Below are 24,433 nucleotides of genomic sequence, written 5' to 3' on the forward strand. Positions count from 1 at the left end.
AAGCGTGGCTGTCACTCAACGACTATTGTTATTAAAGAATCAGCATATTTTTTGGCTTACGCTTGGCTTGTTTGCTTTAGTGGTGATTAATAATGTTTTGAATCTTTTTCAAGCTAGTAATGCTTATTTCTATCAAAAGTTAGCATCGTTTGGTGAAACGCAGCAAACCAATATCGTACTTATAACAAGTAAAAACTTGGCTAAAAACCATTCAGAACTTATTGAAAAAATAACTGAATATAACCCCAAGGCCGTTATCGTTTTATCAAACCAAAATATAACACCTTCAATTACAAACCGTGTTTATTATCCTATAACGCAAAGCGAATACTGTGTACCACGTGTTGAAATGTGGTCAAGTTACCACATGCGAATCCCAGCCAATGATAAAGAGTCTCTGTGTAATAGCATCTGGCAAACTGTTTTTGGCTATGAAGGTCAGCAACCTCGGCTAATTGATTTTAAGTTAGCGGTCAGTGCTCTCCCTAAATTCAGTGCTGAGCGGGTTCTAAGCTCTGATGTTATGAGTGAACAATTAAAGAATAAAGTCATTATTGTTGGCCAAACAAGTTCTGCGTTTAATGTAAATATTCATGCTCCTAAGTTAACGGGATTGAACGATCCTCTCCTGCTTATGGCCTATGCCGCAGACAGTATCGAAAAAACAACCACGGTGATAGAGCTTAAACCTAGTTATAGCGCCCTCATTGAACTTGCTCTGGTAATTAGCCTGCTGTTTAGCTTTCAAAAACTGGCTGTTATTTACTCATTTGTCATTGCCTTGGCAAGTTGCCTTTTCTGGGTCGTGGTCAGTTACCTTGGTATCGAGTTTGCTGCTGTTTATATCCCTGTTGGCCAATACATTATTGTTATCTTTTCGACCCTTTTTTCGGCTTTGATTGTACGAAAACTATCTGAAGATAAAGCGCTAACGGGGGTTGTAAATAATATCCAACAGAAAATGATGGGCCGTTTTTTACCGCAAACCTTTATTGAGCAAGCCTCTCCATGGGATCCAATAATTCAACTAATAAGCCAGCAATTAGATCTCGAAAAATCAATTTTTTTGGCGAGAAAAGAAGATGATCATCGCATTGTTGAAATAAGAGCGATCAATTGCGAACTCGACAATATCCAAGAAATGCGCCGTGACTACAAACGATCCCCGTACAGTGACGCATTAAAAGCACTGGGTATTGTAAAGATTAGCCGACCTTTTTTTAAAAATGTGCTCAACACTGAAATAGAGTTTATGGTCCCCCTCGTATACGCGGGCGATGTTCGGGGTTTTTGGGCTTTATCGGTTATTCCAAATGAGACTTTTGATCGACACGCCTTTGAGAAAAATGTGAACAAATTTGCAGCACAAGTCGCTGAACTGCTCTTTCATTATCATATCTATAAAACAACTCAGGCGAAGAATCAGAACTTACTCAATAGACTTGTCTCGTTCAAACTACATGAACCAATCGATCAGCAAGTTAAACGTTCGCTCAATGACATGGAGCAAAAGTTAACAACCTTAGAGTTGGTGTTTAATCATACACGCTGCGCAACGGTTCTCTTTAACCTGTTCGGTCAAGTCGTACAAACAAATGCAGCGTTAGAACACTTTGCTAAACAACATCAGCTTACCATTTTTGAAATGACAGCCTTAGATTTGTTATGTCATAGCTGCGCCCTTGATAGCGAAGTAGCCAAAGGTAAATTGCGCTATGTCACATTAAATAAGGCGGATATTCATTTACCGGCAGTCCTTAATAATCAACATTATGTTTTAAATATAAAAGCGATTCATACCGATGGATCGCAAACCGCTTCGGGTGAACCATTTCAAGTATCGGGTATTTTATTTGAATTTCTCGATACCTTTGAGAATGAGCCACAACTCGACGACGGTTATAATGAAACCCTGAGTGAGCAATAATGGACTTTGTCTTAGCTCTCTTTCCTGCAGGCAGTGGCCTTGGACAGTCAGTTATTACCACCGTGTGGGTGGGTACGGCCGTTGTTTGTCTATTGAACTTACGTTTTGGTTTCCCATTAACGGGGCTTGTGGTGCCAGGTTATATCGTGCCTTTGCTCATCATCAGTCCCACATCTGCCGTCGTTATCATTATTGAAGCAATCGTTGTGTATGGCTTAATGCGATTTAGCGCACATTACATAATGGAAAAATGTGGTTATGGCGAGATGTTTGGTCGTGACCGGTTTTTTGCCATTATATTGCTGAGTATTTTAGTACGTGTTTGTATGGACACGTTAGTGTGGCCTCCCGTTGCCAATCAATTAAGTCAGTGGGATATTACCCTAGACTACGCGTCACAACTGTACTCTTTGGGTCTTGTGATTATTGCTTTAACAGCGAATGTAATGTGGAATGGCGGCTTCAAATACGGTCTAAAAGTCACCTTTATTCAACTTTTGATCACCTTTGTGCTCGTTCGCTTCGTACTGATGCCGTTTACTAATTTCAGTATTGCTAATTTAGGTATTATGTACGAAGCCGTTGCGGCATCCATTATTGCCGCTCCCAAAGCCTATATTATTTTAGTGATCACGGCCTTTATTGCCTCAAGAGCAAACATAAAATACGGCTGGGAATTTAACGGAATAATGCTACCCGCCTTATTAGCACTTCAGTTAACTCAACCTAGTAAACTGTTGACCTCTTTCGCTGAAACAGCGGTCATTTTAGTGTTAGGCGGCTCGTTAATTCACTTTACTCGCCTTAAGCACGCCAATATTGAAGGCGCTCGATTACTGCTATTCTTCTTCACTATTGGCTTCGTGTATAAACTAATTCTCAACTACATTGTGGTGTGGTATTTCCCCGCTATAAAGGTCACAGATACGTTTGCATTTGGTTATATGCTTGCCACTTTACTTGCACTCAAAATTTACCAAAAAAACGCATTAGGGCTGGTGATCAGGGCAACATTTCAAACTTCAGTCGTTGGGGGGGCATTTGCTATTTTGGTTGGTTTTATTGTGATGCTTGTACCGTCAATGCTGTCAAAACACACTGAGACTTCAGACATTCAAAGTCACCACGTATTCACCCTTGACCAGCAAATCAGCCGTTACAAAAGTTATTTATATACCGCACAGTCAAACAAAGTCACCGTGAGTAGCTATAAAGCAAATCAAGCTGTCACTGATTTTAAATATGGGGTTTACCAAGTTAATCAGGCGATTAAAAATAATCAATCGATAGCCAGTCTTAACGCGCTGTTTAACCCGATAGGATTCAGACTTGAAAGTGATGAAGACTATATTTATATAATAGACACGTTTGAAGATCAGCAGCGCGGTCTTTTCGTATTAAATAAAAATCCGCAATCAGCGCCTTTATTGATCACCGTACCATTTCCTATCACCGAAAGTTTAGCAAGTGATTCAGCAGGGCTTATATTTCAGCACCTCAAAAGCAAAGCGCTGGTTTATGGTACCGCAAAGACGCCACAACAAACGTTAGCCCAAGAAAACCAACAAAGTCCTTTCTATCAGGCATTTATTACGGCACTTAACACTGATGAAGTATTGCAGGTACGTGAGTCTAACCACTTTACTAAAGTCTCTTTAACTGATTCTCCAGCAAAAACACAGAGCCAATATTGGATTTATAATCAACTTCCTGCATCAATAAGCCAACGAGAAATTCACCAATTTATGGGGTCTGAAGAAACGTTCTTTGGTAGCGCAACAGTAAATAGTCTACCCACCTCACAATTTTCGGGCTCCTTGCTTGAGGTGTTTTTAGATAGCGACAACTACGCGAGTATATTAGCCAATGCTTATCGCGATAATAAACGCTACAGCACACTTCAGTTTAATAAATTAGAACGAGACATTAACCAAATCATTGATGATTTTTCTGTGCATATCAGTGAAAAAGGCAGTTTTAAATATCAACCGCTGTCTAAAAACCAAGTGGCCCTTTGGGAGTTCGAAATACTTAAACCACTGTATAAATTAATTGCACAGATAGGAAATGATCCTCTCAATGAGAATAACCTAAATCAGTTAAAACAAATTAATGGCACTGCTGAGTTACTTAACTACCAATTACAACAGGTCCAGACAATGAGCGGCCGCTATTTACTATTGAGCCCTCAGGACAAAAACCAAGCGTATCAGCAAGGTCAGGGCTTATATATCTTTAAGTTAAGTGAACATGAGTCTATCACTCTTAGTGTTCCCCGCCCTTTATTTGAAAGTAATACATTGGCTGTTGCCAGCGAGTTGTTCAGCCGCACCAATGCAGCTTACTTAGCAATTGCGGGTGCTCATCCGTATGCACATCCAAAAGCGAATGTATTAGCCGTCGATAATGTAGGGTCGTTATTTAATATCGTTCATCAAAGCTACTTACGCTTTAATGAAATGACACCCAGTTTAAACATTCAGATAAGAAGCCACAGCGCGCCTTCTTGGGTGCGCCCGAATGCTATCGCGTTCTCGACGACACAGATTAATGAGCTTGCCACACCACTGATGAATCAACTGAGTAATCAGTTAACGGCTTTGGGGATTAAGTATCAAGTTGTTGAAGGACAAACAGCAACTAGAGGGCTTGAAATTGGTAGCTCTCCTCAAGCGGGCTATCAACAATTTAATGCGAATAGCGAGCTGGCAACCTTGTGGTTAGCGTCTGATTTCAAAACACAATTTTCAGTAAGCCAAAGCAGTTTGTTACAGCGTTTACTGGCTATTTCGAACACCCCAACACTAACAGTGATCAATCTCGCTACTTTGTCGCCGTCGAACTGGCAAGCGTTAAGCGACCTTGATAAGCAAAATATGAAGAGCATTATTGATAGCTACGCCGCGAACCAACGTCTCACGTCTTTGGCACGATTATGCAACGAAATGAATAAATGTTCACTGCACACAATTGAGTTAGAGCATGTCAATAAATATGCTTTGATGTTCAAACACAACAGCAAAGTCACAGCCATATATTACCCCACTAAAAATCAGCTATTTGACCTAGATGGGTTTAATCTTATGATGAGCGGAGGCGACAGTGTATTTAATTAAACGCTTGCTTGCGCTACTGGTTATTGTCAGTGTGGTATTCACCCCACTGTTCTTAGGTCGACACTTTTTTGTTTGGCTCGATTCAGCTGAGCCTATTGGTGCCAGCACAGGCGAAGAAACACGCTCTAATGTGCAATGGTTGAGTAGCGATAAGCCATTGCGATTCAATTTTTCGAATCAGCGGACCCACTCGTTGCGCATTCTTTCTAATGCCGTATTTGATAACTCGATTTCTTTTGATCAACCGGTTAACTACGCTATTAAGTATGTTCTGTATGACCAACAAGAGCGTGTGATTTTAGACGATATTTATCATCATGCTTCTAAGCTGTACACCGACTTAGACGGCCAAAAAGTTAAGCAAATTATTGAAAACAAACAATCCTTGAGTGTTGCCTCGGGACAATCTTTTTACTTACCCATAGCTCATTACCCACATGCGACCAGCTTAGAGCTGACTATGATCCCCGAACAGGCTAATCTTCAAGGAGTGGTCGTTCGTGTGCATGCTAAAACCCCTGAACAAAGTATTGATCCTCTTAACACATGGCTTAAAAGACCATTAGATCGCCGTCAACGGGCAACAAACTATTTAACGTTAGGTGAAAATGCCTTAACCAGTAACGAAATCAGTAATGCGATGGCTTATTGGTGGCAGAAAATCGCCCCGCAAGGTATTCCAGATATCGACTTTAAATCTGATATTCTCTACGAAAGCCTCCCCTATAACGTGTTGACCTATGACTTTAGTGTTGAGCAGCACGATTTAGGTGCTTACTTTACCGAAGAGGGTTTATGCGCCAGCGTTCGCTTAGATGAACCCGACAGCCTTATTTTCACCGTCAAAGAAGGCGCAAAACTGCCACATTTAATGTGGTATGACAAACTGCAATTCTCGGCGCCGACGCCTGTCAGCTTTGCTCCTACCGATATCGAAAACCGCTATCAAACACAGCTCATTGCAGCTGGATTAGTGAGTATTTGTAGTGATGAAGCGATACTTACTCAATGGCAAACTCTCTCAGACACCCCAATTTTAACGAGTTATGCTGGCAGTTATTTAATAAATGAGCTAGGCAATGTCGAGTTTGATATTGACCCCAAAAGTGACTTAAAGCTAGACGTACGTGCTTTAGAAACAAGTCAGTTAGAGGTCGTTTTATTTGATCAAACACACACAGAAATCGAACGCTACTCTTTAGCGCATAAAGGCGACGTCTCACACTACGATCGCCTTATAGACGATACAACGCAAAGGCAGCGTGTTGGTTTACTCACCTCGTATTATTTGCGCACGCCAGCTAATGCGTATCGAGTACAAATAAAGGCGAATAAAGACACTTATGTCCAGTTGCGCGCTCGTTACGCACAATTTCATTATCAGCGTGTAGTTGCTCATCAAAATATCACAACGCCGATTGATCAATTTTATGATATTGCAGCGTGGTACGAACTACGCGCGAATAATCATTTTGAATTAACACAGCAGGCACGTTTTGCCAATATTCGAACCTTTACGCCCCCTGCTGAAGTTGAGCCAATGACGACCTTTTATCAGCCAAGAGAGCTTTACACTCTACTGCCTATTTCAAATGTGGCCCTCGCACTTAGCCCTGACCGTTACTTTATACCTAAACAACCGGCACAAATTTTTAACTTTGGACTTTACACACCTAAGACCCCAGCCAGTTATTCTGATACGGGTGATAACAAACTGATTTTTAAGTTGTCTAATACCCGTGCTCAAGAACGTAATGCATCAGATGTGTCAGCGACTGAGTTAAAACAATTACAAAATAAAGCAACGGCAACCTATCAAAACTGGCATGGTGAGAGACCGTGGATTAAACAACGCCTCTATCAACTCAATAAAAATACGCCTTTGATACTCAACTTTGATGCGCAAGAACAACCAATGAGTGTGGTCTTTAAGCTGTTTCGTTCGCGCAGTGCACAGCCTATTGAGTTTAACATTCTTGAAAAAGCTAATTACAAATCAGGATTAACCAGCGAGTACAGTATCGCTAAACAGCGTGTTCAATTGCATAGCTCAGAATTACTTAACGCGTTTCTAATTCATCCAAAAAATAGCCAATTAAATAGCTACCCTAGCGTCACGCATACGGTATCAAGTGACATAAATAAACTGCACTCACTGACAATTAGCGCATCTGAGACAGTCTGGTTATCGATACTTCAGGAGTACCCGCTGGGGGAGCAAAAAGTAAGGTGGTGGAACAATGAATATTAAGTTTATCATCATTATCACGGGGTTATTGGTCTCGGCATGCCAAGCTGAATCAAACATCTCTGAACTTCATACCGACTTTCAGCAGTGGTTAAAAAATAGCGAGGCCGTCCCTTCCCATTTCACGTTAAAGGATGGAGGGTTATACGCAAAGAAATCATTAGATTCTGGCGGTGAAATACATTTTAAAGAAACCGGATATGCCTGTATTGCGTATGCCCCACACCGCTTCTATGACCTGCATACTTTAGATATTGCACGCTCCCTATTTAATGACTGCCAGGTACTCCTTACCAATACCAAGCACCGCACAAGTCGCGACGCAAATGGCGTGCTTATTGACTTTGGTAAATATAAAGAAAGTGCTGCAAATGCATTTATTTTAGCTTATGCGGATACCGTTGAGTCTTTTACCATTTTCCAATTACATGGATTCGCCAAAGAAAAACGTAAAACTAATCAAGGCAGAAAAGCCGACATTATTGTCAGTCAAGGTCGTGAAAATGCATCGTTATTTACACGTAATATCACCGACTGCTTAAATGAAAAACTAAACATTGCTGTGATGCTCTATGGCCGAGATATTTATGAGCTTGGAGGAACAAAAAATATACTCACAACCCTTGCGCCAAGCAATAGTCAATTTATCCATATTGAATTAAGCCGCGAAATTCGCGAAAAATTAATTACTGATAACCACTTATTAAAGCTGTTTAAACAATGCCTTACTTCGTAATTGCTCTCGTTAGTATAACGCTGCTGCTATGTCAGCCAGCCAAAGCCTCACAGCCAAAACACGCCGTGCTGATGCCCCCTACTTGGTTAAACACATCACCACACTTATCGCCTTTGGCGACAACGCAGCACCTAACTTTTGATGCCAAACAGCACCGTTATTTGTGGCTACCTGAAGGTCATTGGCTTGAAATAGCCCCTGCACTTTTAAATCAGTTTATTCTAAGTGCAGGGAACACGCAGTATTTACAACAACGCTTACGCGTTCACAGCGACTTACTTTGTAATACCAAACGCTGTCAGCTGCCAGCCACTGGGCATAACCGCATTATTGCCATACAAAATCATCTCGACGAGCGTGCTGAATTTACTGCCATGATAGGCCATTACCAAGGCGCAAGAGACAGCTTTAGGCGCGCCATAAAAATAGCCGCTCCTTCCATACAACTAAGCTCTGCCCAAGGAAATGAGCGGTATTATGCGCTCAAAAAAAATGAAGAAGTGAAGCTGTTTTTTCCTGCTGCAAAAAAACTAACGATCTCTGTACGTCAAAATATGCAGCAGCCCGATCCTAATGGTGTGGTGTACGCATCTATTGATAACGAACTGGTTGCCAGAGTAAATACCATAAATAGCCAAGCATTTGAGTTTAGCGAATACGATGTTGGACTTGTAAACAGTGACTACCTTGCCATTGCGGCTGGGCAGTATTTAACTCTTAAAAGTCACACCAATGCGTATATTAAAATAGAGCAAAGCCACCGCGCTATTTATGATGACCGCGCAGCCGAAAAAGAACAAGAAAAACTGTTACTCCCCTATTGGCTAACCACCGCAAATGAAGCGATTGAATCGGTTTATAACACACACTCTTTCAGTGTGTTTAGCGATGATGTGTACACACAAAACAACCCGCTTTCGCTAAAACGTCATTATAACTTATTATCGATGATGACTGTGCAATCAAACCTCACTGGCAGTACTGAGCATTCATCACTACAAATGCATAGCAAAACCATTAGCGAATTAGTGGAGCAACGCCTCGTTGATGAGCGGTTTTACCCACGTATTAATCAGCAAGTGCGCGAATTAACCTACCTTGGACACCAACCCATTGAGTTCGATTTAAGCATTCAACAACGTGCAACGCCGTGGTTAACCCTTATTGCAAAAACACAACAAGACACCCAATTTCAGTTAACCGCGGGTGAGCGTAATTGGCTTATAAACCTAAAAGCGACCGAACATTATCAAACACTTATGATTTCGGTGCCTATTTCAACCTCATCGGTAACGATTAAAAGGCTAACCAACACCTCGAAGCCTATCGATTTTGCCCTGTATGCGAGAACACTCGCCTCCTTACCGAGTGACGAATTACTGTATCAGCAACAGGGAGACCTCAGTGAAACAAGCCCTATTATCGCTAATTTATTGAGTCGTTATTTAAACAAACAACATGACGACTATGTGGCTTCAATCGAACCCTATACACCGGCTTTGCAAAATAACCCCGATATAGACTGGCAAGCGTCACTCACAAAAGCACAACATATTGCTACATCAGCGCCTCTAGAAGCACTGGCTTTATTGAAACCGTTGAGCACAAGCCCAGACCCTGATATTGCAATTCAAGCATGGCAGCTAAGAGTAGCCATACTGCGTGAACAACATCAGTTTCACCTTGCCAACAGTTACCTTGAAGGCTTGTATAAAAGCGCGCAGCACGCTCAGTTAAAGCACTATGCCGCACAAGCCCTTGTTCGTGCCTATCAAGCAGAACAAATCGAGCATAAACTTTTTGCATTATGTGCAGGGAACGTGAGGACAATAGAGCAATGTGAAGCTCAACTTATAAACCTCGCAGTAAAACAGCAAAAGAATCGTTTAGCAGTATGGCTTGCACATCACACCCAGGCGCAAACACAGGTTGAACACAGTTTTAGTGCACTCAATTATCAGAGTTTAACGGAACTTGAAAAACCTGAAGAGGCACTTTATCAACGCTCTATTGGCTCGCAATACGCGTTTATTAACCCAGAAGGAAAGCAACAAAGCACCCTCGTTAATAACGATATACCTTGGGTATTTACCGCTAACCGCGCAATGCATTTAAGCATAAAGGCGCGGACTAAAGCCGATCAAAGTGGTGAATATCATACCGCGTGGTTGAAAGCTGATAGTCAGTATCAGCATAAGTTAATGCCCATTTTTAGTGATATAGCGGCCACATCCCAATTCGTCAGTAATCAGCAAGCAGTCTCTATTGCCGCTAATTTGGTTATTAGCTTGCAAGCCGGTGAAACGCTCACTGTGACCACCAATCAAGCTGCTTACCTTGATATAAGTGTTATTCCAAAGCCGTTATTTGCACTTTTTGATTATTATTCTGATGCCACCACTCAAGCAACCAGCGATGATATTAGCTCGCTTATTCATGCGTACGATACAACGCCAAACAAACTCCTTATCAATGGGTTGTATCTACTATCTGAAAAACGTCTTAGCAATAATCAGTACACACAACTGCTGCAACGAATCGACACACTTCCCCCCTCTGCCCATTCGGTTTTCTTACAAAATAGAATTGAACGCTTTGGTCAGTGGCAGCCCATTGAAAACATGCTCGATTACGCTGGTACACGTCTGTTTAATATGCAAGAGACTGAACAACGTAGTTTTGCCGATAGGTTTGCTCAACACACGACTCAATCCGCACCAGAGCAAGGGATCTTATTACGCCCTTTTCATACTTTATACGTTGATTTAACGAAGACTGAAGGCACACAAATTCGCTTTAAATTTAACTTTTCTAGCGCAGAATTAGCGCGTGCAAATAGAGCAAATATCTCTTTTCAGTTAGCAAATCAACAAAAGGTGTGGTCTGTTTCTGAGCAGCAAAGCATTCCATTCACTTTTAATAAGCAAGAGTTAAGCAACAATACAATTGCCGTACGTTGGCTCAACCCATACCTGTCGCAACAGCTTGCTATTGAAGCAGAGCAATATATTGCGGGGCAATGGAAAGCGTTGCCGCTACCAACAAATTTAGCGTTTTATACTGTATCAGCTGATACGCCACTTATTGCTAACTTACCTGCCGATACATTAGTAAAACTAGAAGAGATGAATGAAAACAAACGCAGCGAGCGTCGTTTTTTCCATCCAGCAGGTAAAATTGAAGTGCGCACGGATCAATTAAAGTATGTACGCCTCTATCGTTGGCATTTAAGTGAAAGAAACAACAAGATTACGAGTTTTTCTGACATCGATACGCCACTGCCAGAACTAATCACTTATCAGGCACCATCAGCACCTAAAATAGTGAATAAGCAAGCCACTTTGCATAGCGATGAGACCAACCTACAAGGCTTTATTCGCTTTGATCGACAACATATATTTCAAAGTGCAGAAGACATTCCTGCACAACAAGAAACCGACATAGGTGTGAGGCTTCGCTTTAATGATCAACAACATTGGTATCAATTAGAAGGCTATTATGCGTTTGACGAAAAGCAGCATGACTTCATTGCCTTAAATGGTTACCACTCTTGGCTTGATGACACGAGTCATTGGTTTATCGATTCACAGATCACAAGTCGATGGCAGCTTAGTCGTGATAACTCAGATAGCCAATACGCGTTAAATGGCGCGATTAGTATTGGACAAGTATGGCGCCAAGATACAGTGCATCGGCATCAATGGTCTGTTGCCCCTTTTATTCACACCAGTAGCGCAGACTTAAACGACTACCTCAATGACAAGAAACTAAACTCAAATATTTTTAATTTTTATCGTGAAAATCATGCTTCTGGCTGGCAAGGTTCTTACCAATATCGCTACCAACCTTGGGTAGATAACTACCTCAACTTTGGTGTTGCATCTGGCTCAAATGATGATTGGCTAAGTCTTGATTATTTGCGGTTTAACAGCAGTTGGAACCAATATTACCATGGTCACATTTTGCAAGTTGGTCTTGATAGCTACTACCGTTTTGCCGATGATCATCGTGCAACAGCCACGTGGCAGTACATCAGTCGGGTAGCTTGGCAAAAACAAATTGATATAGGCTCCTTCTCACAGGGTTGGCTAAAAATCAGTTGGCAGCAAGACTGGGGATGGAATAACCATAATATCAGTCTGGAATTTTCATCGGGCAATAATCAGCATACTGGCTTTGCTCCCTATGCCCATGATGAAATTATTTTTCCGACACTTCAACTTAACCATTTGCTAGAGCGAAGAGATTATGAGCAGTAAAGAACTTAAAAAACGCTTAGAAACCTTACTTTTTGCAGATATCGCAAGCTTTTGGTTAGATCTCTACAGGCAAAAATACCGTCAATTAGTCAACGAGCTAAGTCAGTGGGAATTGATCAAGAACCAACCAGACGGACACGACGAAGATGACTGGTTATTACTGCAAGCAATTGCCTTTTTAACTCATAAAATAGATACCCTACAACATCAACTTACAAAGTTAGATGCAGATCACAGCCGTTTTATAGAAAAGCTAAGTCATGCCGAACTCAAAGCAGAAAGACAGTTCCATATACTGGATTATGCGGCCACGTTAGGGGCTGATAAACAACAGTTACAACAAGATCAAGAAGCCTTCGCACGTTGGTTTGATGAAGGGGCCATGATCAACCGTTATCAAGATAAAGTGTCTGAACTTGAGCAATCATTAAAGTTTTTAATTGGTAAACTGGGCGACTTAACGCACCGTTATTTATGCCTTCATTTACATGAAATAGAGCAGTCATGGCAAACCGTAAATTTAGAAAGCTTTTTTTTAGATTTACTCGAACACACTGATAATGATGCAATAAAAAACTCTCTTTTTAGAGCCTTGGCAAACCAAGTTACTTTATTAAGCGAGCATGTGGACGATCCGGAATTTAGCGCGGATCTGGTTGAAATGCTGTTACTCTCGCTTGAAAAATCAACCACTCCACATGCAGCCAAAGTGGATATATTAGAAATACTGATCAACCTTCGCCCCACCTTTACCCGTTATTTCATGCGTTCGCACATTGACTTAGAGGTCCCAAATACGGGTAAAGTTGACCGCCAGCAATTATTTTTACTAAGCGCTTTTTCAGCCATCATCAGTAAACAACAAACGCTCAATGAGGCAAATCAAAACCTGTTACAGTTGCTGGCAGCTCACCCCTACCCGCGCGTGCGTCAAAGTGTGATAGAACAATGTTTTATTTTGCCGTGCTCATTCGCACTTGCACTAATAACCGAGCGTTTAGAAAAAGAAACCCACCTCGCAATCAGGCTCACATTAATTAAACAATTAACCGCAACCCGATTTAGCGATGGGCAACACAGCTTGATTATTTGGCAACAGCAACTTATGCAAGCTCAACATTTTGCAGAGCAACGTTTATTGCTCGAACTTGCACCACGTATTATGTTTAATTTACAGGTTGAGTGTGAGGAGCAACAAGCCAATACGATTTTCAAGCGCTTCATCGACACCTTAAATAAACACCTTGAAGCACAACAAAACCTTGCCATAAAGCGGATTATTAGCCGTGTCCGTGAACAACTTGTCAGTTTTATGCACCAACAACACGTTGCTGAACTCGAGGCAAACTTAAACACCCATTCGTCAATCAATAACCAAAACATTGACGAAGCACTACTAGGCCGGCTTTTAAGTCAACAGGCTCAAAAATATGAAGCCTACAATGTGAGTCAAAAGAAACAAGGTTGGCACATAAATCAAGGTTATCAACGCGGCTTCCGCTTTTGGCGCTTTTGGCATGAATTTAAAAACCCCAGTACAGGTAAGCGCCAAAGCTATAACCATTTACAAGCAAGAAAACCCAGTGCATACATGCATGTTCCTAGCTGCACTGTCGCAGAAATTAGCCAAACAGATGTCCCCGGCGAACCGCGATTTGATGACCTACAATTTAGTTCGCGTCCTCATTTGCCATTGCTCGACTTTCTTTTAAGTACTTTATCGCAAGATAACTTAAAAGCCCCAGCGAAAACCTATACCCCTGATGGCATATTAGTTGTAACACCACCCAAAACAGTATTTAAACGCATTCAAGCATACTGCTGGATTTCACTTAACTTTGAAGAACTTAATAATTTACGAAACGGCTCTGACATAGAGCAAAATAATTTTTTAAATGCTTTAAGAGCGAAAGGATTTACATTTGATTTCCAACAATATGGTGCGGTACTCGATAGCGACTTCCCGGTAGAATCAAGTATTGCGACTCTGTATAAAAAACTCGCTGTTACCCCTTTTATGTTTAATATTTGGGTGAGTTTTAAAGAATATGCCTATTCAATTTATCAAAACAGTATTGGTCAGCTGGTATTTTTCGTGCTGGCTTTCATAGGTTACTTTTGGACACGCCACATAAAAGTGAGCCGCCAAATTCGCGCCGACAGAGCGCAAATTCCAGTATCTATTGGTGGTTGGGGTACTCGCGGAAAATCAGGTACAGAGCGATTAAAAGCAGCACTGTTTAGTAGCTTGAGTTTAAAGCTAATCAGTAAAACAACAGGCTGTGAAGCCACATTAATTTATGCAAGAGCCAGTGGAGAGCAATTCGAAATCCCCTTGTTCAGACCATTCGATAAAGCCAGTATTTGGGAGCAAGGTGATGTGCTTCATTTTGCAAAAAATGTTAAGGCCGATGTGTTTTTGTGGGAATGCATGGGGTTAACACCTCGTTATGTCCGTATTCTGAGAAACTGGATGCAAGATAACTTTTCAACAATAACCAATGCATACCCAGATCATGAAGATATATTAGGCCCCACAGGCATTGATGTTGCAAACGAAACAAGTCATTTCATTGGTGAGAATAGCCTTGTTTTTACCAGTGAACAAAATATGGCGCCGATTTTAGAACTCAATGCCAAACGAAAAAATGCCAGTTTAATTCAAGTGCATTGGGCAGATGGTATGCAAGTTACTGACGATATTCGTGCTTTATACCCATATCAAGAACACCCCGCTAATATTGCACTTGTGTGTAAAATGGCGCAACACATCGGCCTTAGTAAAGACTATGTGTTTAAAGAAACCTCTGCACGCATTATTCCTGATATCGGCGTATTGCAACACTACCCACAGGCACGCATAGGCGCAATATCTCAGTCGTTTGTTAATAGCATGTCAGCCAATGAGCGCCTAGCAACACTAGAAAATTGGCAGCGATTAAGTCTTTATGATTTAAATAATAAAGCAGATACGCAAGTGATCGCCTTAATCAATAACCGCAATGATCGTGTGGCACGATCCAAGGTGTTTGCCGGCATTTTAAGCCATGATTTGCGATTTGACCGCATCGTTGTCATTGGTACTAACGTCGATGGTTTTTATAGTTATTACCTGCAAGCACTCACAGAGCGCATCGATAAAATTATCAGCAATAACGACACCAAAGCGCTTGAAATTTTACTCACTCAGCTTAATTTAATGTCATCTTGTCAACTAAAGGCACGTTTAGTTAACGCCTATGATGAAGATATTGCTGAGAAATTACTCTTGGTGGCGCACCGCACTTCTGTAAATAAAACCGATATCAGCGAAGTACTCACAGATGCGAGTAAAAAGGAAATTTCGACAATCCTATTAAACCTAAAACATTATCAAGCCCGAACAACTTTAGACTCTTTAAAACAAGACACATCTAAGCACAGTGAAGAAATCAAGCAGCAACTACTCAGTATTGCAAAATCAAAAGTGACCTTGCTTGATGATAGTAGTTTATCTGCGGATGCACTCACCGACACAATCTCTGACTTAGCATTAGCAAATACTCATCAAGTCATTGTTGGGATGCAAAATATTAAAGGTGTCGGCCTCAATTATGTTTATGCATGGCAACAGTGGCAAAAGATTTCACACTCGGTAGAACACCTTTTTGATGAGCAATGCACGGCCAAAGAGTTTAGAAGTACACTGTCTAATTTAAATATGATTGTGTCTTTCAATCGTTTAGATATTGATTATCTTCAAGAAAAACTAGCGCTTTTAAAGAAAAGTGCATTGGCGCAAAATGAGTTTTGCCAAGCTGAGATCACAAGTCTATTCAACAAACTAGATAAAACAGATAACAAGCAACAACACACACAACAACATCAACATGCTTTTACACGTTACTTTAACCAAGTCGTTGAATCTTTTTTAGATGCTGGGGCTGCTGTTAAACGTAAAAAGCGCGCAAATCAAATTTACCAAGACATTGCTGATCAACGCATCACATTAGAAAAAGCCATAAAAGTATTGGGTAAGTTAAATCGAAATCAAAAAGCGGGGTGGTTTGCGAACAAGTCAGAACAAGATTAACTAAATAATGACAAAGTAAAATAAAAACCATACTAAAGGAGGTTTAGCATTTTAAACCTCCAAAGCAATTGAAAAATCAGAATTTTCCCAAAGATAAAACAACTGTTTTATCGTCAATAAGTTACCTAATTATTAGGGTATTTCGCATATAAACAGGACCGTTCCTCGTTTGAATACTTCTATCCTAAAGCAGTAAAATGATACCAGCTCACATTAATTAAATGTTAACAAATAAGGTTATCATGAAAAAACTGATTTCTAAATTTGCAATATTACCTTTCACTATTGCAACAAGCATCGCATTGGCTAACACCAATTTAGTTACAAATGGCTCTTTTGAGAATACTAACGCTGTAACAGCAAACTCAGGACAATGGCAACTATTCAGTGATATTCCTCACTGGGATCGTAGTGGCTATGCAAAATTTGAAATTCAAACCAATAAACTTGGCTTAATTACAGCACAAGACGGCATGCAATATCTAGAGCTAGATTCAACATCGAATTACGGTATTGTGCAAAATATTGCCACTCAAGCTGGAAAAAAATATGAATTGAGCTTTTATTATTCAGCACGCATTGTTGGTAACATTCATACCAATAAAGCTGAAGTAAAATGGAATGGAAACTCACTCGCGGTCATTAACAGCAGTGCAAAAGGTTGGACCAAATATACCTTCAACGTAGAGGCCACCAATGCTAACTCCGTACTCGAATTTATCGGCCGTGGTAGCTCAGATTCTGTAGGTGCATTACTTGATAATGTTTCCTTAACTGAAGTACCTGCACCTTGCGCTGTGACGACTGGCTTGTATGGTATCAATAACTTTGGCTCTGAGACTGAAGGGTATGTATACCACTTTAATCCAGAGTCAAATGCTGTCACTGTTGTGGCAGGTATTACGAATACAGCATCGAACATTGCCAGCAATGAGGGTGTGCTTTATTTCATGCAGCAACTAGATAGCACTACAAAAGCATCTCAAATCTTCAGCTTAGATTTAGCAAGTAACGTGCAAGCAGAAGTTGCCAATAGTACATCGTTCCCTATTTACCGCTCAGCTATCACGCCTGATGGTCTATCACTTCGTGCGACAAGCAAAACTTATATGTACGACTTTGATTTAGCAACAGGTAATAAAACTGTGCTTGGTAAGCTTTCATACTCTGGCGACACATTTGCAGATGGTGACATTGCTTATTCAAACGACAATAACGTGTTATATGTGCTTACAGGTAAAGCACTTTACACATTAGATGAAGGCAGCTTTGAATTAACACTGGTTGGCGAGCATGACATTAATTGGGCTTCTGGCATTGCCATTGCAGATGACGGCACTATTTATATTTCTGGCAGAGAAAATAGTGAAAATGCCAAAATCTACCGCTTAGATCAGAACACTGCAGAAGCGACATTCATTATGGACGGTCCTTCGCACATAAACGACTTAACGTTTGTTAGCTACACGGTCTGTGCAGCGAAATAAATTGTGTTCAAAGCCTCAAAAATGCCGGCAAATCGCTTAATGCAGATCAGTTAAGGAAAAACCAATAAAATAAAGGGTTACAGCGATGATTTATAAAAATCTTACTGAAGCCCTTTTGCTATATGGTCTTTAGCTAATTTTGTCCCCACCTGCTTTAAGCAGCTTTAACTGAATAATATTCACATATTTATTCAAAAAACTGCTTAACTGACTGGCATTAGGCAAATCGCTGGCATTTTTTTTACTTTGAGCATTATACCTGTACGCGCTAATAGTGAGTGTTTTGGCAGCGTATTAACATCATTGATTAGTGATCTTTTTTTGCTCAAGCATTTCTTTCCAATGCATTATCTCTGCCGGTAAAATAGGCGCAACACCTTTAAACCCAGCAACTTCAAGCATTTCTTCAACACTAACCACTCCTTTCTTACGCTTGAATACACCGCGTACATAAGCAATGGCATGTAAGCCACGCTCTGAATGAAACTTTTGCTCAATATAAAAATACTTATGATCCCATCCGACTAAACGCGTGCTTACTGTGTATTTTTGCATCGGTTTAATGTCTCGAATGTAGGTGATTGCCGTCGCGTTAACGATTGGAAACCAACGACGCTTCATAATATGCTGCAACAATCCAACCCGCTCAGTCATCCAAGTACGTGCTAAATCCATGATGCCTAAATACCGAGAGTTAGTCAGATGAAAATTTATATCACAGTCAGTGGGTAATGCTTTAAATTCAATATCAATCGTATCAAGTAAGTCTTGGTAATCACGATTACGTTTAATTTTAAAAAACAATAAAATGAGTCGAAAGTAGAGGTTCACGATAAAGGTCTAACCAGTTGTTAATGAGCAAAGTGTATCACAGCATATTGCTATGGCGAATATTCTGCTCTAATCTGTGCATATATTAGTATAAAAAAAGAATAATCTAATGAAATTTATTAATTTAGCGGCCTTGTTGACTGCAAGCTTATATACTCAATCTGCCTTTGCTGATTTTAATTACCCGGGAGAAGGGACTTTAAGTTACCCTACCGGGGTTGAGAAACCCTTTAAGTTTGGTTTTGGCTGGCAACAAGACACAGAGAAATTCACCATTGGTAATAAAACCTATGATATGTCATTGCCTGAGTCTTACTCTGTCGCCATTACATTAAGTAAAGATGAGCAACAAATATGGGTACAGGAATTTAATAATGGGTTCTTCGAAGGGTTTCGTTGGCAAATTGGCGAGCACACTCTGGCATTAGAAAAACGTCAGTTTTCTGAAGCAGTCAAGGGCGATTATGTGATAAGCCTAGATAACCGAGACTACTTTTTTGCGCGCAACAATATCAGTATTGTTATTAAATTTGATAACGAGGGTATAAAAAACATCGCCATTGATGGCGTCACAAAAGACATGGGCACTAAACAATAGTGCCCATAGGGTAATTACACTTTCACCGTTTTACGATTAATGCCGTAATCTCTAAGCTTATTAGCCACCGCGGTATGGCTTAACCCTAAACGCTTCGCTAGCTGACGAGAACTTGGATACGCCGGATACAACTTACGAAGTAACGTGGCTTCAAAGCGTTTTACGGCTTGGTCTAGTGTGCCCTCAAAGTCTGACTCCAAATAGCCTAAATCATGTGTAAATGTTGGTAATTGTAAATGCTCAATTCTAAGCTCATTATCATCTAACAATGAAACAGCGCGATAAATCGCGTTTTCTAATTGTCGCACATTACCCGGCCACGGATAATCCTGTAAAAACCGTAAACATTCCTCCGATAAAACAGGCACCGAATGACCGTTTTGCTGAGCGTATTTTTGAATAAAATGCTCAGCGAGTGGACCCACATCCGCTTTTCTATCACGAAGTGGCGCTATTTCAAGAGTCAAAACGTTGATACGATAGTAAAGATCTTCTCTGAAGGTGCCTTCTTGAACCATGGCTGGCAAATCTTTTTGAGTCGCCGCAATAATACGAACATTCACTTTAACTTCGTTTTCATCGCCTACTTTTCTAAAAGTTCCATCCTGCAAAAAGCGTAATAACTTAGTCTGCAACTGAGTCGACATTTCACCCACTTCATCTAAGAATACGGTGCCGCCATCAGCCTGCTCTAACACGCCTCGTTTTGGGGCTGCATTTTCCTCGTAACCTGCATAGCCAAACAGTTCAGATTCAGCAACATCATCTGGTAACGAGGCGCACGATAAAGCAATAAAAGGTTTTACAGAACGATTAGACGCATAGTGGCAAGCACGCGCTAAAAGCTCTTTACCCGTACCTGTTTCACCGGTTATTAAAATAGGTGCTTCGAGTTGCGCCATTTTCCGTGCTTCTCTGACAACACGACGCATAGCAGTACTAAAGTTATGAATAGTGGCAAAGCTTTCTTGCCCATAACGACGAAAAGCACTGACCTGCTGACCAAGACGGCTTTGCGATTTAATATTAATAACAGCACCTGCAAGCACATCCCCTTCAACGCCTTGGGGAACTGAAATAGGCAGAATATCGGCAATAAAGTCTTCACCTGCCACTTCAACACGCGTGGTTTGTCCTAATACTTCTTTACCCTCAAGCCAGCGGGTGAAGTTAAAGCCTTTCAATAAATTATTTATATTAGCGCCAATAACTTCTTTTTCTGATAACTGTAAATCACGGCATGCTGCATCATTACATAAACGCACCCATCCTTTTGCGTCTATAGAAATAACGCCGTCGGGCAAAGCTCTCAGCAGTGTATTTAGCTCATTATGTTCTCGCTCAGAAGGTAAGAATGCAGTTGTTCGCACATCTTTTACGCCATCAATTAAACGAATTGATGGCATAATTTTTTGAAACTGCTCAAACTCTATCGGTGGAAAACTCACATACATTCGGCAATTAACCGAATCAACTTCGATACCTTTTAAATCGACCTGGTAACTTACCAAAATATTGAGAATTTCTTGTGCGATACCAATTCGGTCGGCACAGTGAATATCTAAACGCATTACATCCTCAAAGAACGGGAACCTATAGTATGAGAATAATACGCTAACTCCCCATTTCTGGGTAGTCTATTGTAAAGATTTTTGGACAAACGTGTGCAAAAAACTCAATTGCTTGGGTACTTGGTCCACTCTTGGCCATCTAATTGGATATAAGGCTGTCCTTTAATGTACATCATAACGGTATCTTGGTTTTCAGCGACTACCGGAGCACTTGGTAAATTATCAAGCACACGCTTAACAGGCACCGTACCCGCAAATACATCCAGTTTCATGGTGTTATTGATAAGTTCAGACAACGAAAAATAGCTCATCGTCTGTTGTACATCATTCAAACCGCTGTGTTTAACATCAGGACCAATAAACTTCACGGCAGTGGGTACAGACACAATTGACGGGCTTGGGATTTCACGAAGACCTGCAAATTGTAGTTTATCACCCTCTAATGCTGCACCATGTTCAGGCACAACCATTAACAGTACATTGCGCCCTTCTCTTTCAAGCTGACTAATAAAGTCATCAATATCACTAAATAAATGCTGCTGGCGAATTGGATAACTCTTTAGGCTATTCATACGAGAGCGGCCCGCTAGCTGATTACCATCATGCAAGCTAATCGTGTTGTAATAAAGCGCACGTGGCTGCTTGGTATTTTTATGACTCTCCAACCAATTACTTAAGATAGCGGCATCTGAATAAATAGGCTTTCCATCGAAACCATATTGCGCAGCTTGAAATTGACTAAAATCCAAATTAGGCACTGACACGCCACCGTATTGTTTGATCAAGCCAATAAAGTCATCAAAATGACCATCATGATTTAATGCCACGCTCGTGTTATAACCTAGCTGCGATAAGTTACTAAATAATTGACACTCTTTAGCCACAGGTTTAAACAGTTGGTCTTGAGGAGTTTGCCCACAACTCGCACGCAGTAACCTTATTGCTGCAGGACCACTGTATGAGGTTGCTGAATTAAAATTACTAAACAAAATATCAAAGTTATCAAATAAATCACGCGGTCTCACACCAATGGCGTCCAGGTCCGCAGTGGCCAAAGAGCAAATATTAAGCACAACCACGTCAAAGGGTTGTCCATTGAAATTAGTCGGAAATTGGCTTTTTAGTTGAGTTTGTTGCTGATAAAAATCATCGAGTTGTTGATCAAACGTTTTTTGTGGTGACGAACTCGACACTGCGACAGGTACCTGTTTTTTCGTTGATTGATTATTCACAACCACAGGGGTTGAGAGTGTATCTGTTACTGTCGTCGCACTCAGCCAATAAACGTAAATAAACCCGATCACTGAAATACTGGTGTAGCGTATCCATTTTACTGAATACCAATACACCACGACTAAAACAAACAGCCCCAGTAATATATCAACACTGATCACTCGCGTCGCAATCTCCGCAAAGTAAGCAAAGCTGAAGTCTTGTACATTTTCAGCTTGTTTAGTTAAACGTGAAATGGGGGGGAGCCACGAATCGTGATACAAAAGTGCAGCCCCAACTACGACACTGATACTCTGTTTTAAATACGTTAACCATTTGATTTGAAATGACACGGCTAAAAAAGCAAAAAACGCTAAATTTGCGACGAGATCAAATGAAATATCACCACGACTATAAAGAAAAAACTTTACTAAAAAGTATAAGTTCCAAACACCTAATCCTGAAAGCCTCACTGAGAATCCTTTTTCTGTTTTTTGGGAGTATAGGGCGTTAATAACACATGCCTAAAAGTCAATGTACGGTAAATGCTTACTATTTTTTTAAACAAGATTTTACCTGTATTACTAATCAAAACCCCCAATAATAAAGCGATAATAAAAGTAATAAAGAACTGATTTAAACTCATATTTGCTCACCTTTTAAAGTTACTTTTACGGGTTTAGAGATAGGCCTAATCACCTTTTTAAATTCAGGAGTCTCCTTATTCAATGAAGAAATATCAGCTGTTTTAGCATCAAAAACATAACTGACATTTTCTTTTAATTGCTCGGTGTAATCAGGCACGTCAACATTGGTATACCTGCGCTGCAGATGACGGCATTCTTGCTGAATGTAGAAATGATCTGCAATCACATTTTTCGACATAAAAAAGTCGCTAATTTCAAGCTTAAATAAATGCTTAATCGCACTTTCTACGTCATGCTCACGACACGCATGTAAATACAGGTAAATATAATCGTCAGCAAAGCTAAAAATATCCCCTTCACGTTTTACATGAAACAAATGCAGCGGGTGTATTGCATCTATACGGGGTAAAAGTTGTAACATAACAAGCACCCCGCTAACACCTAAATTTGCAGCTGAGTCACTATGCTTAGCAACTTGTTCAACAAATTTATTTATCGGCAGATACCCTTTAGTCAGTACGTTTTCACTGTATTTCAATACCTCATCAATTGAGTTAGGAAGTGGTCTTGAAAACTGGAATCCTTGGATTGATTGAATTTGTGATTGTAACCGCGAAGGCTCAGAGAAACTGTATAAAATAAGGTTCACGCCTAACGTTAAAAAGAGGCACTCATCTTGATGGCGAATAATGCCATCTACATTTTGAATGACTAGCTTTAACTTTCGACCACATTGTTTGCGAAGCGAAAAGCACTCACCAGCCAATGCAGACAAATCAGTGTAGCGCGTTACCGAAAACACTAATGTAGCAGCTTTTTTTGTAAGGCCTAGTTTATACAGTGCATTATTATCTTCGACTATTTTATAAGACAGCGGTAACTTCGTCCCTTGCGGCAACGCATGTTTAACAAGCCATACCTCATCTTCATCTAATCCTTGTTGCGATGATGTTTGCTCATTCGACTCTTCTAAATGAGCATCAAAAACGCTCAATTGCCCCTGCAAAAGCTCACAATTTATAGAATGACCCGCAATTACGCCATCTTTATGGCTCCAATAGTCATATTCTAAGGTACGAATTGAGGCTTCTTGAGTAATAAAAATTTGGCCATCAAAAAGCGTATTTAAAGCCAGAAACTGGCGCCTTACATCACTAATACGCGAGCCCGAAATCAAGAATATAACTGTTACGTTTTTAGCAATAGATAAATCACGGTAAAACCCGAGCTTTTTAGTTAATTGCGCTTCAGTAAGAGGTACTAGCAGCTCTGAATCCAAGTGTAAAATCAGTGTACTATTTCGAAGCTCTTTATATTGTTTTAATTCCTGAATCACGCCGCGAGAGAAATGTAAGTTTTTTGCTAAATTTGCATCGTGATGTAAATGAAAAGGATGCAGCAAACCTTGCTCAAAAAGGCTAAATAATAGCGTGTTATTTTCACTCTCAAAAAACACCTCAACGTGCTCAGAGAGCAGGAAAACAGGGTCTTTATTACTAGCTAATAGGTGTCTTACTAACTCTAATAACTGATTGTCTAAAGATGCCAACAGTGCATAATTTGCACAGCGCTTGAGCGCTGAGTAAGCGTTTTGTAATCCTGTAATTTGTAAATGGGGCACCAGAAAATCCTTTTAAAAGATACTTTAGCGCTAGTTTTAAGCGCTATTCTATATATAATGCGGCTTATGTCCATGTATCGTAGACAAATTAAATTCAGTTTTTGCCGT

General features: G+C 40.5%; 12 protein-coding genes. 8 read left to right on the top strand and 4 right to left on the bottom strand.

What is annotated here, in order from left to right; translation table 11 throughout:
- Window positions 1–4: 4 nt before the first annotated feature.
- The 7 genes from LPA49_RS02260 (at window position 5) to LPA49_RS02290 (ending at window position 17,845) form a co-directional block, all read left to right on the top strand.
- Entirely contained in the window at window positions 5–1,927 is a 1,923-nt protein-coding gene (locus tag LPA49_RS02260) for a hypothetical protein (RefSeq protein WP_180310987.1), read from the top strand.
- Window positions 1,927–5,043, top strand: a complete 3,117-nt coding sequence (locus LPA49_RS02265) for a poly-gamma-glutamate biosynthesis protein PgsC/CapC (RefSeq protein ID WP_180310988.1) — start codon at window positions 1,927–1,929, stop codon at window positions 5,041–5,043. The genes LPA49_RS02260 and LPA49_RS02265 overlap by 1 nt, the downstream gene beginning before the upstream one ends.
- Window positions 5,030–7,294, top strand: a complete 2,265-nt coding sequence (locus tag LPA49_RS02270; protein ID WP_230235383.1) for a hypothetical protein — start codon at window positions 5,030–5,032, stop codon at window positions 7,292–7,294. The genes LPA49_RS02265 and LPA49_RS02270 overlap by 14 nt, the downstream gene beginning before the upstream one ends.
- Window positions 7,284–8,027 carry a hypothetical protein gene (locus LPA49_RS02275; RefSeq protein WP_118844466.1) on the top strand — a complete coding sequence of 248 codons (744 nt, stop codon included), beginning with the start codon at window positions 7,284–7,286 and terminating at the stop codon, window positions 8,025–8,027. The genes LPA49_RS02270 and LPA49_RS02275 overlap by 11 nt, the downstream gene beginning before the upstream one ends.
- A complete protein-coding gene (locus tag LPA49_RS02280; RefSeq protein ID WP_118844467.1) occupies window positions 8,012–12,286 on the top strand; it encodes a hypothetical protein in 4,275 nt (1,424 codons plus the stop codon). The genes LPA49_RS02275 and LPA49_RS02280 overlap by 16 nt, the downstream gene beginning before the upstream one ends.
- A complete protein-coding gene (locus LPA49_RS02285) occupies window positions 12,276–16,358 on the top strand; it encodes a poly-gamma-glutamate synthase PgsB (protein ID WP_180310990.1) in 4,083 nt (1,360 codons plus the stop codon). Before LPA49_RS02280 ends, LPA49_RS02285 begins: the two co-directional genes overlap by 11 nt.
- Window positions 16,359–16,600: 242 nt before the next feature.
- Window positions 16,601–17,845 carry a DUF642 domain-containing protein gene (locus tag LPA49_RS02290; protein WP_230235385.1) on the top strand — a complete coding sequence of 415 codons (1,245 nt, stop codon included), beginning with the start codon at window positions 16,601–16,603 and terminating at the stop codon, window positions 17,843–17,845.
- A gap of 300 nt (window positions 17,846–18,145) precedes the next feature.
- Here the strand turns inward: LPA49_RS02290 and LPA49_RS02295 are convergent, their stop codons facing one another.
- Window positions 18,146–18,676, bottom strand: coding sequence for a thioesterase family protein (locus LPA49_RS02295; protein WP_036966987.1), 531 nt, complete (start codon window positions 18,674–18,676; stop codon window positions 18,146–18,148).
- Between the two features lie 109 nt (window positions 18,677–18,785).
- On the opposite strand from LPA49_RS02295, the gene LPA49_RS02300 reads away from it, so the two are divergent.
- The gene (locus LPA49_RS02300) at window positions 18,786–19,274 is read left to right on the top strand and encodes a hypothetical protein (RefSeq protein ID WP_036966984.1); all 489 of its coding nucleotides are present in this window, start codon (window positions 18,786–18,788) and stop codon (window positions 19,272–19,274) included.
- Between the two features lie 14 nt (window positions 19,275–19,288).
- Here the strand turns inward: LPA49_RS02300 and tyrR are convergent, their stop codons facing one another.
- The 3 genes from tyrR to bcsE form a co-directional block, all read right to left on the bottom strand.
- Entirely contained in the window at window positions 19,289–20,845 is a 1,557-nt protein-coding gene (gene tyrR, locus LPA49_RS02305; protein WP_036966980.1) for a transcriptional regulator TyrR, read from the bottom strand.
- 104 nt (window positions 20,846–20,949) lie between these two features.
- The gene (gene bcsG, locus LPA49_RS02310) at window positions 20,950–22,530 is read right to left on the bottom strand and encodes a cellulose biosynthesis protein BcsG (protein WP_036966976.1); all 1,581 of its coding nucleotides are present in this window, start codon (window positions 22,528–22,530) and stop codon (window positions 20,950–20,952) included.
- A 169-nt stretch (window positions 22,531–22,699) separates the two neighbouring features.
- Window positions 22,700–24,325, bottom strand: a complete 1,626-nt coding sequence (gene bcsE, locus LPA49_RS02315) for a cellulose biosynthesis protein BcsE (RefSeq protein WP_036966973.1) — start codon at window positions 24,323–24,325, stop codon at window positions 22,700–22,702.
- Window positions 24,326–24,433: the final 108 nt, after the last annotated feature.

The sequence above is a fragment of the Pseudoalteromonas sp. MB41 genome, assembly GCF_020966275.1.
GTDB lineage: Bacteria > Pseudomonadota > Gammaproteobacteria > Enterobacterales > Alteromonadaceae > Pseudoalteromonas > Pseudoalteromonas lipolytica.